At 34.6% G+C, this 15573-nt stretch carries 13 protein-coding genes and 1 riboswitch; of the genes, 10 read left to right on the top strand and 3 right to left on the bottom strand.

Annotation, left to right across the window (positions count from 1 at the left end):
* The first annotated feature begins 304 nt into the window (after positions 1–304).
* The 7 genes from bla to ACXY7N_RS17275 all read left to right on the top strand — a co-directional run bounded on the left by bla (position 305) and on the right by ACXY7N_RS17275 (position 8906).
* Positions 305–1255, top strand: coding sequence for a class A beta-lactamase (gene bla / locus ACXY7N_RS17305; protein ID WP_098412944.1), 951 nt, complete (start codon positions 305–307; stop codon positions 1253–1255).
* Between the two features lie 191 nt (positions 1256–1446).
* Entirely contained in the window at positions 1447–2133 is a 687-nt protein-coding gene (locus ACXY7N_RS17300) for a response regulator transcription factor (RefSeq protein ID WP_016081007.1), read from the top strand.
* A complete protein-coding gene (locus tag ACXY7N_RS17295; RefSeq protein WP_016134883.1) occupies positions 2130–3206 on the top strand; it encodes a HAMP domain-containing sensor histidine kinase in 1077 nt (358 codons plus the stop codon). The genes ACXY7N_RS17300 and ACXY7N_RS17295 overlap by 4 nt, the downstream gene beginning before the upstream one ends.
* A gap of 192 nt (positions 3207–3398) precedes the next feature.
* The gene (locus ACXY7N_RS17290) at positions 3399–4160 is read left to right on the top strand and encodes an ABC transporter ATP-binding protein (RefSeq protein ID WP_016087233.1); all 762 of its coding nucleotides are present in this window, start codon (positions 3399–3401) and stop codon (positions 4158–4160) included.
* 16 nt (positions 4161–4176) lie between these two features.
* Positions 4177–6006 (top strand): FtsX-like permease family protein, encoded by a 1830-nt coding sequence (locus ACXY7N_RS17285; RefSeq protein ID WP_016087234.1) that lies wholly within the window; start codon positions 4177–4179, stop codon positions 6004–6006.
* Positions 6007–6582: 576 nt separating this feature from the next.
* On the top strand, positions 6583–6984 hold the full coding sequence (locus tag ACXY7N_RS17280) for a BlaI/MecI/CopY family transcriptional regulator (RefSeq protein WP_000661427.1): 402 nt from the start codon (positions 6583–6585) through the stop codon (positions 6982–6984).
* Positions 6984–8906, top strand: a complete 1923-nt coding sequence (locus tag ACXY7N_RS17275) for a M56 family metallopeptidase (protein ID WP_098412943.1) — start codon at positions 6984–6986, stop codon at positions 8904–8906. Before ACXY7N_RS17280 ends, ACXY7N_RS17275 begins: the two co-directional genes overlap by 1 nt.
* A gap of 235 nt (positions 8907–9141) precedes the next feature.
* Here the strand turns inward: ACXY7N_RS17275 and ACXY7N_RS17270 are convergent, their stop codons facing one another.
* Positions 9142–9498, bottom strand: coding sequence for a hypothetical protein (locus tag ACXY7N_RS17270; RefSeq protein ID WP_016134881.1), 357 nt, complete (start codon positions 9496–9498; stop codon positions 9142–9144).
* Between the two features lie 69 nt (positions 9499–9567).
* Positions 9568–9960, bottom strand: coding sequence for a VOC family protein (locus tag ACXY7N_RS17265; protein WP_001145272.1), 393 nt, complete (start codon positions 9958–9960; stop codon positions 9568–9570).
* Positions 9961–10071: 111 nt separating this feature from the next.
* Between ACXY7N_RS17265 and ACXY7N_RS17260 the strand changes: the two genes are divergently transcribed.
* Positions 10072–12381: an AAA domain-containing protein gene (locus ACXY7N_RS17260; RefSeq protein ID WP_016134878.1), complete on the top strand. Its 2310-nt coding sequence runs from the start codon at positions 10072–10074 to the stop codon at positions 12379–12381.
* A gap of 75 nt (positions 12382–12456) precedes the next feature.
* Positions 12457–12558, top strand: a riboswitch (SAM riboswitch).
* Between the two features lie 88 nt (positions 12559–12646).
* A complete protein-coding gene (locus ACXY7N_RS17255) occupies positions 12647–13852 on the top strand; it encodes a M20 family metallopeptidase (RefSeq protein WP_016087238.1) in 1206 nt (401 codons plus the stop codon).
* Between the two features lie 115 nt (positions 13853–13967).
* On the opposite strand, the gene ACXY7N_RS17250 is transcribed toward ACXY7N_RS17255, so the two are convergent.
* Positions 13968–14408, bottom strand: coding sequence for an Lrp/AsnC family transcriptional regulator (locus tag ACXY7N_RS17250; protein ID WP_016087239.1), 441 nt, complete (start codon positions 14406–14408; stop codon positions 13968–13970).
* Positions 14409–14634: 226 nt separating this feature from the next.
* On the opposite strand from ACXY7N_RS17250, the gene ACXY7N_RS17245 reads away from it, so the two are divergent.
* Complete coding sequence (locus tag ACXY7N_RS17245) at positions 14635–15399, top strand: SDR family oxidoreductase (RefSeq protein ID WP_116349014.1); 765 nt, start codon at positions 14635–14637, stop codon at positions 15397–15399.
* Positions 15400–15573: the final 174 nt, after the last annotated feature.

Here is a 15573-nt window from a genome sequence, read left to right as displayed (position 1 = left end):
AGGAAATTTAAATGTATTTAATCTTATTTGTTTAACTATAGATAGTATGATATGAGTGAAAAAGTCCATTTAAATCTTCTAAATGGACTTTTTTAGGTTTCTAGATACGACTACTGATAAAAATGGAACAAACTTGTTGCTTAGGTTGTCTATTAAGTATACGTATAAAACAGGGGCTCATGATAGTTCGCTCATTTTATGAAAAGTGAGATGCAAGAAGAGTGATATCCGATACACTCTTTAATTGTATCGATATGTATAACACCTAGAAAAACCATATATTCTTGAAAGAGGTTGAAAATGTATGATAGTCTTAAACAAGTTTTTTAACATTTTACATTACAAAAAGATGGTACCTGTAGTATTTCTTTCATGTGCAACGCTTATAGGCTGTTCCGATAGTAATACTCAATCTGAATCACCTAAACAAACGAAACAAACAAATCAAATCAAACAAGAAACTACTGGTAATGATTCTTTTGCTAAACTTGAAAAAGAATTTGATGCTAAACTCGGTATTTATGCATTGGACACTGATACGAATCAAACCGTTACGTATCAATCAGATAAACGGTTTGCATACGCATCTACCCACAAAGCTTTAGCTGTGGGAGTACTTTTACAAAAGAAATCAATAGAAGATCTAAATCAAAGAGTTTTGTATACTCGTGAAGATCTTGTTAATTACAATCCAATTACAGAAAAGTATGTTGATAGGGGTATGACTCTGAAAGAGCTTGCAGATGCTTCCCTTCGATATAGTGATAATACTGCACAGAATCTTATTCTTAAACAATTAGGTGGACCTAGTGAATTCAAAAAATCACTGAGAGAAATAGGAGATACCGTTACAAATCCTGAACGTTTTGAACCAGAATTAAACGAAGTGCATCCAGGAGACGTACATGATACTAGTACCCCAAAGGCATTAGCTACTAGTCTTCAGGCTTTCACGCTAGGAGATGTACTTTCAACTGAGAAACGGGATTTATTAATAGATTGGATGAAAAGGAATACTACGGGAGACAACTTAATTCGTGCCGGAGTTCCAGGAGGATGGGAAGTAGCTGATAAGACTGGCTCGGGATCTTATGGAACTAGAAATGATATCGCAATTATTTGGCCACCAAATAAAAAGCCAATTGTTCTTGCGATACTTTCTAATCATGATAAAGAGGATGCTAAATACGATGATAAGCTTATTGCAGAAGCAACCAAAATAGTGTTAGATGCCTTAAAAACTACAAATAAATAATAATAGTAATTAGTTATTGAAATTTTCCTGTTTTTCCGTCACAATACTGTGACGGTCTTTTTATGTATTTTACAAAGAATCGTCTTAAGTAAAGAAAAAAGATAGAAACCATCTCTATTAAGTTTATTAATTAAGTAACAACAAATATATGCTTTATTGTATACTTATTGCATTTAATGTGGAGGAATAATATGGAGTCAAAAATTCTTATTGTGGATGATGATAAAGAGATTAGAAATCTAATCTCTGTATATTTGGAAAATGAAGGTCTAAAAACTCAAAAGGCAGAAGATGCTATACAAGCTTTACAACTGTTAGAAGAAAAGGAATTTGATTTGATTATTTTAGATATTATGATGCCGAATATGGATGGCATTGAAGCATGTATGAAAATTAGGGAAGATCGCAATATGCCTATCATTATGCTATCTGCAAAATCTGAGGATATAGACAAAATTCAGGGCCTAGCCTCTGGTGCAGACGATTATTTATCAAAACCGTTTAACCCACTAGAATTAATCGCTAGGGTAAAATCCCAATTAAGAAGGTTTAAAAAATATAATACGTCCATAGAACATAATAAAAGCATTCTAGAAATTGGTGACTTAACCGTAAATACAGATACACGTCAAGTATGGGTAAGAGGAAAAGAAACAAGGTTAACTCCAAAAGAGTTTGCTATTCTCGAATTACTTGCCCGTAACAAAGGGATTGTCCTGAGTGTAGCAAAAATATATGAAGCAGTTTGGAAAGAGGTTTTTTATAAATCAGACAATACCGTCATGGTGCATATTACAAAAATAAGAGACAAAATTGAAGAGGATTCTAAACATCCCATTTATATTAAAACTGTTTGGGGAATTGGGTATAAAATATGAAAAATGTTAGTTTCAGAAATAAGATTATTATAAAACTTCTTGGTGCTGTTGCAATTAGTTTTTTTATTTCATTTGGTTTAACAATCCTCATTGTGCAATACGTCATAGATCCATTCTTTATAAAACACGAAGATTTTGGCTTGTTTGAAGTGAGACTCGCAATGTTGTTCTTATTTACGTTCGCAATCTTAAACTTTATAGTAATCTTTTTGATATTGGTTCGAAAGAAAATAGCATATTTGAAGCTCATTTCTGATAATGTGAATGATATTGCCAATGGAAAACTGGGTTTAACAATTGGGATTAAGGGGAAGGACGAATTGACCCAACTTGCTCAAAATATCAACTATATGTCCAAGGAATTGGAGAATACATTTGAACAAGAAAGACGATTAGAACGTACAAAAAATGAACTTATCACAAATGTATCTCATGATTTACGCACACCGTTAACATCTATTATTGGCTATATAGATTTATTAAAAAGAGGGCAATACAACAGTAACACACAATTACAGGAATACCTTGAAACCACGTATTCAAAGTCACAGAGACTGAAATATTTAATTGATGAGCTGTTTGAGTATACTCGTTTATCAGGTATAGATGCTAAGTTAAACCTTAATGAAGTTGATTTATCAGGTTTGTTGGAACAAATAGTTGGAGAATACATACCTATATTTGAAAAGGAAAGTTTAATCGTTCAAAGATCTATCGCGGAAGAAACAATACCTATCTTCATAGATGTGGAAAAAATGGTACGTGTATATGAAAATCTCTTTATGAATGCGATAAAGTACAGCATGAAACCATCCGAATTATCCGTATGTCTTGCATTAATGGATAACAAAGCAATTTTGAAAGTGTCAAATAAAGTCGAGAAACCGCCTGTTAGTGATCCAAATAAATTGTTTGAAAGGTTTTTCAGGGGGGACAAGGCAAGAAAAGATGACCAGGGAAATGGACTGGGACTTGCTATCTCAAAAAGAATTGTTGAACTTCATCATGGTAATATACATGCAGAATATAAAGATGGTTGGATGTCTTTTATTGTTGAACATCCAATTAGATAGAAAGCTTATGGAACTACAGGTTCCATAAGCTTTTTTTAAAACTTAAGAAATCTTAAGGATTTTACGGGGTGTTTCCTAATTTTCATAGTTTATCATGGGTGTATTCAAAGTGATGAGGCGAGCAAAGAAGATAAAAGGAAAGATTTCATTGTAGCTTATTGTAATGAAATAAAAAAATGCAGGAGGATATATATGATAAAACCAGTTGTAGATGTAAAAAACATTCAAAAATTGTACGGTAAAAAAGGTGAGAATCAATCACACGCGTTAAAAGGTGTATCATTCTCTATTCAAGAGGGAGAGTTTGTTGGTATTATGGGGCCTTCTGGTTCTGGTAAAACAACATTATTAAATGTAATTTCAACGTTAGATACAGCAACGGGCGGTATGGTTGAAATTGCAGGTACGGATATTACGAAAATGAAGCAAGGTGAGCTTTCTGATTTCCGTTCGCAAAAATTAGGGTTCATTTTCCAAGACTTTAACTTATTAGAAAATTTATCTATCTATGAAAATATCGCACTCCCACTTTCACTTCAAGGTGTTTCATCTCGTAATATTGGAAAGAAAGTAGAAAAAGTAGCTGATATGTTAGGCATTACAGCTATACTTCAAAAATATCCTTCTGAAGTATCTGGTGGACAAAAGCAACGTTCCGCAGCTGCACGTGCGTTAGTTCATGAACCAGCAATTATTTTGGGAGACGAGCCGACTGGAGCTCTAGATTCTAAAAATGCAACGAGTTTACTTGATGCCATGACAAGCCTAAATAAAGAGCAAGGTGTATCCATAATGATGGTTACGCATGATCCTTACAGCGCAAGTTACTGTCAGCGTATTTTATTCATTCAAGATGGTGAGTTATATAAAGAAATTCATCGCGGTGGTACCCGTGAAGAATTCTATAAAGAAATTTTAGACGTGCTTGCAAACTTGGGCACACAAAAAGCGTAAGGAAGGAAGTTCAATCATGTTATTTAAGCTTTCTATGTCAGGCCTAAAAAGTAAGTTGCAAGATTACATTGTTTTACTTGTTGGTCTTATTGTCTCTATTTCAACTTTTTATATGTTTCAAACGCTAGCATCCAATAAAACGTTCCTTGAATCTAACTCTTCTATTAGGGATATTGTGGCTGTCTTTAAAATTGGTTCCGTTTTGTTAGCGATTATCACATTTTTCTATATTTTATATGCAAACTCTTTCTTATCAGCTCTTCGTCAAAAAGAATTTGGTATGTATATGATGTTAGGAGCAAAAAAGCATAAAGTTACATTAATTATGTTTATCGAAACAATCATATTAGGTGCCACCTCTCTTTTGATTGGAATTACAATTGGTGTAGGACTTGCAGAAGGTATCGGTCAGCTATTAATGAAACAACTCGAGTTTGCTGGCGAAGGTTATAAAGCATTTTATCTGCCATCTATAGCTATTACTTGCATCTTCTTCTTTGCACTCTTTGTATTATCTGCAATTATGAATAGTATTAAATTATCTCGTATTTCAGTACTGCAACTTGTACATGCTGATGAACAAACAGAACGTGTTGCCATAAAAGGAAAAATGACAGTTGTAGTTGCATTCCTTGGTATTCTTTTATTGGGTATTGGTTATGCATCACTTATTTATATATCATATGCAAATTCGCTAATTGTTTTGGGATTAATGGCCGTTGGATTAATCTCAGCAACCGTTGGTACTTACCTTATATTTGGATCACTTCTTCCAGTTATGATTAACAAGCTAAAGAGTAATAAAAAACGTAGTGAAAAAGGCCTTAATGCTTTTACTTTTGCACAATTAAATTTCCGCATTAATAGTCTAACAAATGTGCTTGCAACAGTAGCAATTTTAGTGGCTCTTGGTGCTGGTGGAATTGCTTGTGGTATGGCATTTAAAAACAACATCCTAAAAATTACAGATCAAATACAAATTTACGATTCAGTCATTCATAATCCAACAGCGGAAGAAAAGACAATTTTGGATAGTATCTTATTTCAAGAAAAACTTGAATATCATTACAAAGTTGATGATAGGTATGTTTATTATCTTAAAGAAGATGTAGAGAAAAATCGCCCTTTCTTGCAAGGTATGAAAATAGAGAAAGTTTCAGAGGAAATACCTATTGGTGCATTTTCAATAAAACGGGCTGAAGGAGAGACAGACACAAAACAATGGATTCAGGCTTTCAGAACGATCCAGCCCAATTATTTATATCCTGATTATGAAATGAAAATTGTAGATTATAACATATACAATGGATTGAAGGGTAAAGAAAGTATTGTGTTTATGGGGAAAACAGATGATTTTGGATCATACATAAAAGAATGGAAAAAACTTGATGAATTACAGATAGCAAAATATAAAAATGTGAAAGCGGAAGAATTGGGTAGTAAGTATCAAACATATATTATGAGTCATGATTTTGCCAGCGGACTAATGTTTATGGGTTTCTTCGTTGGAATTGCATTTTTAGCAATGATGGCAAGTTGCTTAATGTTTAAAGTTCTGTCGGGAGCATCAAAAGATGTAACACGTTATCAAATGCTTCATAAAATTGGTGTCCGCCGAGAATTATTAACAAAATCAATTTATAAAGAGTTATTCTTCATATTCTTATTCCCAGCAATTGTGGGGATTACTCATATATTAGTTGGTATGAACATGTTTAGCCCTCTTTTAATCGACCCGTACTCTCGCATTTGGTTACCACTTGTTATTTTTGTAGTGATTTACTCGATTTACTACTTGATTACAGTTCAATTATATAAAAGAATTGTACTTCCGAAAGAGAAGTAATAAGTATATAATTTTTAACTATAGATCGTTCAATATTTTCGACTTAATAATTTAAGAATTGGATCAGAAATACTTAAAAAGACCTAAAACTAATTGTTAATGTTTTGGGTCTTTTATATTTAAAAATCTTATTTTAGAATTTCTAGTCTAAATAGTTTGGAGTTTCATGTCCTTGTACAACAAAAAAGGGGAGTAAAAAGACATGAAAGTAGGAACTTATTTTATAGTGTAAAATGCTGAATTATCTACAGATACATTGCATTTAGTACCCATTTTCTTGTCTCGATATAGGAACAAGAAAATGGGTACTTTTTAAAAAATGGAATATACTAATTAAGTGTGAAATTAAAATTCAATTTTATAATTAGTAACAAAAAATATTTATGAAGCATCTACTTTTTTGTCTCATTAGGAGGACATAAAGTTTTATACTTATGTTAATTTTTTTCGTCCTTATGTTGATGGGCATAGGAAAGGATTTCACAAATATAAAATAAGATTGACAATGCGAGATTACAAGTGTAATATTCAGTTACGGATTACAAATGTAATCCGAGGGGGGTGTAATTTAAACTAATGAAAGAATTACCTAAAATTTCAGAAGCTGAGTTAGAAGTAATGAAAGTACTGTGGTCAAAATCTCCACAAACGGCAAATGAAGTGATTGAAGAGTTGGAGAAGAAAATGGATTGGAAACCCAAAACGATTCGAACACTAATTAATCGATTAGTTCACAAAGAAGCAGTTGCTTACCATCAAGATAAAGGGCGTATGTACGCTTATTATCCTTTGGTTTCGCAAGATAGTTATTTACAAGTAGAAACAAAATCTTTGCTTAAACGTTTCTATGGTGCAGCATTTAAGCCCTTGCTAGTAAATTTCCTGAAAGAAGAAAAGCTTTCTTCAGAAGACATTAACGAACTTAAACGTATACTGGATGAGAAGACTGAGGAAAATCAGAGGAAGGATAGATCATAATGATAGAAATGTTTATTAATGTCTATCTACCTCATTTTTTCGATTGGTTGATAGAGACCTCTATTATGGCTAGTATATTAGTGGGCCTAATCTTATGTATCAGGGTCTTGTTTGGAAATAAGTTAACTCCACGTTGGCAATACATGCTATGGATCATATTAATAATAAGACTTGTATTACCTTGGTCCCCAGATAGTTCCTATAGTATCTATTCTGTTCTTACTTACAAGAATGATGATGCATTCATTTCTAGCCGAAACCCTGTAACTATTTTTCTTTCAAAAGAACACATGCAAGAATTGAAAGGTATAGACGATACAAAGGTTCCCACAAAAGAAGATACTTATACCTCAAGTTCAACACAAAATGATCAGGCAAACAAGACACAAACACACAATAATGAAAAGCAGGATGATGAGACGGTTCCATTCTATACAATCTGTATATACATTTGGCTTACAGGCGTTATTCTTCTAAGCTTTGCTATTTTTATAATGAACAGGCGTTTACTACTTTACATAAAAAAGCAACCTGTTATTACAGATGAGAAGATTGTCCAGATTTTTGAAAAGTGTAAGCAATCTATGTCTGTCCAACGAGATGTCCCTTTACTTGTATCTGGAAAGGTTTCCAGTCCAACAGTATTCGGATTTATTTGGCCAAAGTTGTTATTATCAACTGTACATATGAAAATATTAGATGAGCAACAGTTACGATATATTTTCCATCATGAATTAGCTCACATCAAGCGAAGAGATGTTGGTGTGAACTGGCTTATGCATGGCTTACTCATTTTAAATTGGTTTAATCCAATTCTTTGGTATGCCTACTCATGTATGCGGGAAGATCAAGAACTAGCATGTGACGCATTAGCTCTTACATGTATAGATTCAGAGGAACAAATTGCGTATGGACATACTATTATTAGTCTTTTGGAACATTATTCAAGTTATTATCAAGTACCAAGTTTGGCAAATTTCAGTAAAAACAAAAGGATGTTAAAAAGGAGAATTCTAATGATTAAAAAATTCCAAAAAAAATCGTATCGTTGGTCTGCGCTAGGAGCTGTGGCAGTTATTGCTGTATCATCTGTATCCTTATTAAATGCCCGTGCTGATATGCCAACTAATCCTGAGAAACAACAAATAGAAGTGAAAAATAATAGGAAAGAATTAAAAACACAAACCGATATTTCTATACAACAAATTGTAGAAAAAATGATTGGCACAAAAGAACAGGCAGAAGCAGAATTTATTGTTTCAGAAGGGGAGTATAATACTTTACTTACAGAACTTGGAGTGGCACGAAATCTGTTTACGAAAGAGGAATTTGAGCGATTTATTGAATTAGAAACAGACGCATATACTTTGGGTAAAAAAGTAAAGTTAGTAGGAAACCCTGAAAAGTTAAACGCAGAAGAACAAAAAAAATATGAGAAAAATGTTGAAGAAATTGGACCATTTAGTCAGAAAATTTATTCGCATTTTAGATTATCTAAAAAGGAAGCACAGAAATATCTTGATTTTCCAATTAAGACACCAACTTATGTAGTAAAAGGGTATAAACTAACTGGAGAAGATGTTCAAACCCCGATGACTACGGAAAAGATATATCCGGATATTGTTTCTCAATATCAAAATGAAGATTCTGTGTATGTTGTGCATCAATCAGCCGTTCGTGATCAAGGGAAAAATTCGTTGAATGAGGGAGTGGAAAATAATGGAAAGATAACAAATTATGAATTAGAAGGTACAAAAATAAGTTTAACTGAAAGTCCCGAAAACAATACAAAATATAACATGAAAGTAATGAAAATGATTGTTCCTGCAAAAGGAAAGAATAGCGCTTATCAAGTCCTAATTCTTACAGATAGTTTAAGTAAAGAAGAGTTAGAAAAAATTATGCTGTCCTTTTTAAAATAAAAATAGAGTCTCAGGATTTCGTGCCTGAGGCTCTATTTTTTTAAAATAAACGAAACCATTAAGTGAGAAGAGAAATTGGTATAGTCTATATAATGAGAAAGTAAGATGAAATGTACTTTTGTTAGCTTGATCGAGGTGGAGAAAGATTATATGAAAAATAACAATTAAAGATCTGATAACAGGTCCGTTTTTGTCGTCGTTTTGGCATATAATCAATTATGTTGTTTCCCACGCATTAATATGAGCCAAGATGAAAGAAATAGGGAAACACCCTAAATTTTTTATTTCTATAATAAAATAAGATTATTGAGTCGAATGTGACAATAATAATTAGAAGTAACAAGTGTATAAGTGCATCAGTTTTTCCGTTTAATAAAGACTTTATAAAGAAATCCCATTCTGTTTCATAGGGAGGCTCTGCCCAATTTCGTTGCATTCCTAACACCATTCCATTTATAAAATGGACAATGCTTAATAGAATTCTTCCAACAAATAAGGCAGCTGCTTTTATATTCCACTTCTTTATCAGGGTTATATAAAGAAGTGGAAATAATATAAGTACCCAAAAAACGATAATAAAAACTGTATTCATCAGTTTCTACTCCTTATGTTGATAATAAAGTTATTATCCCGCTAATTGTAGGCTGACTAAAGTTTCACTTTATCTCTCCGTCTCAAAAAACTCAATCCATTCTCCATCAGGACCAGCGAAGAATATGTAACGTGTTCCATCTGGTAATGTTTCAATTTCTTCTCCTAGTAGAAAGGTTACGCCGTGTTTCTGAATTCTTTCAATTTCATCTTCTAATGAATCTACTTTAAAGCAAATGTGATGTACTTTTCCTTCTGCCGGAAGGGAAGAGTTGTAGCCTTCAATTAATTCGAGTATCGTCTCTTTTGATTCTTCTACACCTAAAAAAGCGAGTTTTAAGTCTGGGTTCGGGTGTCCCATACGTTTAATGAGCTGTAAGCCGACTACTTCTTCATAAAAAGCGATAGATGTTTCTAAGTTTGCGACCATAAGTCCAACGTGTTCGATTCTTCTAACTGGCATGTAGATTCCTTCTTTCTGAAAATTATATACAATATATTATTGAAAATTAAGAAAATAAGCAAGATAAAAACCTTACAAATTTTAGCGTGTTATATGGTATAGTGAGAAAGTATGTTTGGGGAGAAGGAAGGAGATTATACGATGAATACACCTACTCAAACTCCTTCATTATCGGCAACGATGAAAGAGTGGCATTATGCATTAGCGTATGAAATTAAACATTGGAAAACGATAGGTGGTAGTAAAATTTCTATCATGAACGGTCGTTTTTTATATACAGATTATGAAAGTACAGTATACGTATTTCAGCTCATTTCGGAAGTAAGCTTACCTGAAGGTTCACCAATTCGAATTGAGTTTGATGGTGAGGAAGCGACAGGGGAAGTATTATCTGTACATGGATTAGAAATAGAACTGAAATTAAATGATTATATACAAGGTGAAATACGAGAAGCTGTTTTATACAGTGAACCGTGGCAATTGTTAGAGCAACTACAAGAGCGACTAAAAGAAGCTCATAAAGATAAGCTGAAACGTAATCGTATAAAGCGTCTTGTTGATGGGACGAGCAGTCCGAAACATATTGAGAAGATGAAAAATCCGAAAAATGAATTGGCGTATCGTTCGTTTTACAATCCGACAACGTACGTGTGGGGACCGCCTGGAACAGGGAAGTCTTACAATTTATCACGTATTATTTCGGCTCATTATCAAAAAGGAAAGTCGGTACTTGTGTTAGCTCATAGTAATGCAGCAGTGGACGTATTAATGAGTGAAGTAACGAAGCAAATTGAGAAGAAAAAGAAATGGACACCTGGCGAAATTGTTCGTTACGGTTATAGTCAACATGAACATATACGAAATCATGAAACATTACTTACGTCGAAGTTAGTTGAAACGACGAACGGATCATGGGGTGAGGAAAGACTTTATTTAGAGGAAACACGCCAAGATCTTCGTGAAAAGATTTTATCATATAAAGCGACTTCTGCTGATAAGAAGCGTATACAAGAGATTGAAAGTGATCTTCGAAAGCAAAAAGCGAAAATTAAAGAAGTAGAAAAAGAATACATTGAAAATGCGAAAGTAATCGGCGCAACTTTATCGAAATGTGCCATTGATTCACTTATTTATGAGCGTACATTTGATTTAGTTGTCGTAGATGAAGTAAGTATGGCCTATGTTCCGCAAATTGCATTAGCAGCTTCACTTGGAAAACGCATCGTCGTTTGTGGTGACTTTTTACAGTTACCTCCGATTGCGATGGCAAACCATGAACTCGTTCGAAAATGGCTCGGCGAAGATATGTTTTATCATGCTGGGATTGTTGATACTGTAAATAAATCAGAGGCACATCCAAACCTCTTTATGCTGCAGGAACAAAGACGTATGCATGCGGATATATCGAAGTTTACAAACTCATTTATTTATAAAAATAGAGTATACGATCATCCGTCTGTTTCAGAACGTAAAGAACTTGCGCGATTGCAACCGTTCGCAAATGAGGCAAGTGTTTTATTTGATACGAGCTTAATGGGAGCATTTTCTTTAAAAGACGCTGCTTCTGGTTCTCGTTTTAATATTATGTCTGGTTTAGTAGCGATGCAAATGATGTTAATCGGGCTGTTAGATGGTGTTCAATCGATTGGTGTTGTTACACCTTACAGGGCACAATCCCGCTTTTTATCAACGTGTATGAGAGAAATGTTGCAGAGAACGAAATATCAAAACATACCAGTTTTAGCGGCGACGGTTCATAAGTTTCAAGGGTCTGAAAGAGATATGATGATTTTTGATACGGTTGATAGTTATCCGCAAGAACGACCTGGCGTGTTATTCTTTGACCATAAAAACCATCGCCTCGTCAACGTTGCAGTAACGAGAGCGAGAGGGAAGTTCATTCAATTATCAGATTGCCATTATATGCGTAAAAACTTATCGAGAAAACAAGCGTTATCACAATTAACAGCTCATATAGAACGACACGGAGATGTGTATGATCGTACGACATCAAGACAATTGTGGGAACGGAAAATTTCGAAACGTTTACGTTGGTTTATGGAAATGAATCTTGAAGAGCCGAAAGGACTATTGAAAGATATTTTAGCCGCAAAACGAAAAATTATTATTTCACTTCCAAGCACAAAACAAGTGGATAAGCGAGTATGGCAAGCGTTAATGCGTACAAATGCGCAAATAACAGTGTATAGTGATGGACCAGTTCCATTAAAAAATGTAAAGTTACAAAGGCAAAATAAAGCATTCCCGTTTATCGTAATCGATGATGAAATCTTTTGGGCAGGCGCACCGCTCACATCACAAATGATATTTGAAGGTAGTACGGAATTTCCATACGTATGTGCAAGATTACAAGCACCAGAAACAATCGGTGTATTAAAAGGATTTTTAGATATTCGGTAAATTCGGATAGGAATTCCTTGACTTTTATTTGGAATGAACTTAGAATGAAAATAATTTAATATAATTTTATGAAAATTCTTATCACGAGAGGTGGAGGGACTGGCCCTATGATACCTCGGCAGCGGATTCGTTATGAATACTGTGCCAATTCCAGCAAGGTAACTTGAAAGATAAGAAAGAAGCTCATTTTGACTGTATATACAGAAGCCTCTTTCTATCTTTTAGAAAGAGGCTTTTTTACGTGAAAATAAAAGGAGGAAGAAAAATGGGAGCGACAGGAGTAACGTCACAAAGAAAAACAATTGAAGAGAGTATAGAAAGAAATAAGGAAAAGTACATAGAAACAAGTCACGATATTCATGCGAATCCGGAGATTGGTAATCAAGAGTTTTATGCATCAAGAACGTTGAGTTTATTGCTAGGGAGTGCAGGATTCCAGTTGCAGCACAATATTGCTGGACATGAAACAGGTTTTATCGCGCGAAAAAGTTCAGGGAAACAAGGACCAGTCATCGCATTTTTAGCTGAGTATGATGCTTTACCAGGACTTGGTCATGCGTGTGGTCACAATTTAATCGGAACAATTAGTGTTGCGGCAGCAATCGCATTATCAGAGACGCTTGAAGAAATTGGCGGGGAAGTTGTCGTGTTTGGTACTCCAGCTGAAGAAGGAGGACCAAATGGTAGTGCAAAAGCGAGTTATGTAAAGGCAGGTCTATTCAAAAACATTGATGCGGCGCTTATGATTCATCCGAGCGGAAAGACAGCGACAACGAGTCCTTCACTAGCAGTCGATCCACTTGATTTTCATTTTTACGGAAAAACAGCTCATGCCGCAGCTTCACCAGAAGAAGGAATTAACGCATTAGATGCGATCATCCAGCTGTACAACAGTATTAACGCACTTCGCCAACAACTTCCGTCAGATGTGAAAATTCATGGCGTGATTACTGAGGGCGGAAAAGCGCCGAATATTATTCCAGACTACGCAGCAGCAAGGTTCTTCATCCGTGCAGCAACGAGAAAAAGATGTGCAGAAGTAACAGAAAAAGTAAGAAATATCGCACAGGGAGCAGCATTAGCAACAGGCACAAAAGTAAAAATTCATCAATTCCAAAATGAAATCGATGAACTACTCGTAACAAAAACATTTAATGACGTTGTAGCTGAAGAACTAGAATTACAAGGTGAAGATGTAAACCGTAAAGAAAGATTTGGCATTGGTTCAACAGACGCAGGGAACGTAAGTCAAGTCGTACCGACCATTCACCCGTACATCAAAATCGGCCCAGACGACTTAATTGCACATACGAATGAATTTAGAGAAGCAGCACGTTCAGAACTAGGAGACAAAGCATTAATTACATCCGCAAAAGCATTAGCGAATACAGCGTATCGATTAATTACAGAAGAAGGGTTGTTAGAGAAGGTGAAGGAGGAGTTTAGAGAAGCGCAGAGGAATCAGGGGTAGGTGATTAAAAGGAGTGGATGATCCACTCCTTTTTCTTTTTTGGGAAAGCTGGTGCCTGTCAATTTAAATAAAGTGTTCATTTTCACATTGAGATGTCAATTCTCTTATTCCTTTATCAGAACGACAATTTCTCCTCAAACTCACTTTTTAAAACAATTAAAGGAGATGATAATCCGAATCGCATTAAAGAGTCTAAAAATGTAGCGAGAGAATCCATCGAATCGCTCATGACCTTCATCATATAATTAAACTCCCCGCTAATTCGATATAAATCTATTACTTCAGGAGCGGCATTACAATATTGGATAAAATCAGAGCATTGGCTCGTTTTAAACATGATGAATGCTTGAATGTTCTTATTAATTTTAGAAGGCTCAAATTTCGTTCGGTAAGCCGCTATAACACCTTGATCCTCAAGTTTATTAATACGCTCTTTTACAGCAGGCTGCGTCATGGATATGATCCGTCCTATTTCTGAAACGGAAATTCTCGCATTTTCATATAACAAGTTCATAATTTTATGATCGATTTCATCCAGTTTTACTGCGTTTTGCATTGTGTAGCCTCCTTGTTATATTTTCTAAAGTAAATTGCAAATTATAACTATAATATCATAAGTAAACGAACTAAATTACCTATAAATCTATATTTAAAATGATTGGTTTTTGCATGAAAATATAAGTATAGAATTTATCTCACATTAACTGCCCGTAAACGCCCGATTGGTGAGGGCTGATTAAAGTTTCACTTTATTAAACGGAAATTTAGGAAGGATGGAAAAAATGAAGAATCTTGATGGGAAAGTAGCGTTAGTAACAGGAGCGAGTCGCGGCATTGGCCGTGCGATTGCGATGAGATTAGCAAACGACGGTGCATTAGTTGCGATTCACTACGGCCGAAATAAAGCAGCTGCAGATGAAACAATTAGTGAGATTGAATCTAATGGAGGAAAGGCATTCTTAATTGAAGCGGATTTCAATTCAATTGATGGTGTCAAAAAGATAGTAGAACAATTGAAGAATGAATTACAAATAAGAGTTGGTACATCAGAGATTGATATTTTAGTAAACAATGCAGGGATAGGTACACAAGGAACAATTGAAAATACGACAGAAGAAGTTTTTGATGAAATTATGTCTGTAAATATGAAAGCACCGTTCTTCTTAATTCAGCAAACATTACCGTTATTACGAGCGGAGGGGCGAGTTATTAACATTTCATCAGCTGAAGTAAGACTTGGTTTTACAGGGTCCATTGCATACGGTTTAAGTAAAGGTGCACTAAATACGATGACACTTCCTCTAGCTAAACATCTTGGAGAAAGAGGTATAACAGTGAATACAATTATGCCTGGATATACGAAGACAGATATAAATGCGAAATTGCTAGATAATCCGGAAATACGAAATTTTGCTACGAATTCATCTGTGTTCGGACGAATAGGGCAAGTTGAAGATATTGCAGATGTAGTAGCATTCCTTGCTTCTTCTGATAGCCGCTGGGTAACAGGGCAAATTTTAGATGTTTCTGGAGGATTTTGTTTATAGGGGCACTACGCCATACCCATCAAGCTAATCAAGTAAATTACTAGTTATGAAACGATCCTTGTTTCATAGCTAGTAATTTATAGAAAGGTAGGCATGCTAAAGAAGCCTATTAAAACGTGATTTTTTCGCTAGACAACTTGAATAAGGGGGCTATTTTTAATTATTCGTAATCTA

The organism is Bacillus sp. 5w2, assembly GCF_054353775.1.
The sequence above is the reverse complement of the archived record's forward strand: the minus strand, read 5'-3'. Positions and strand labels throughout refer to the sequence as shown.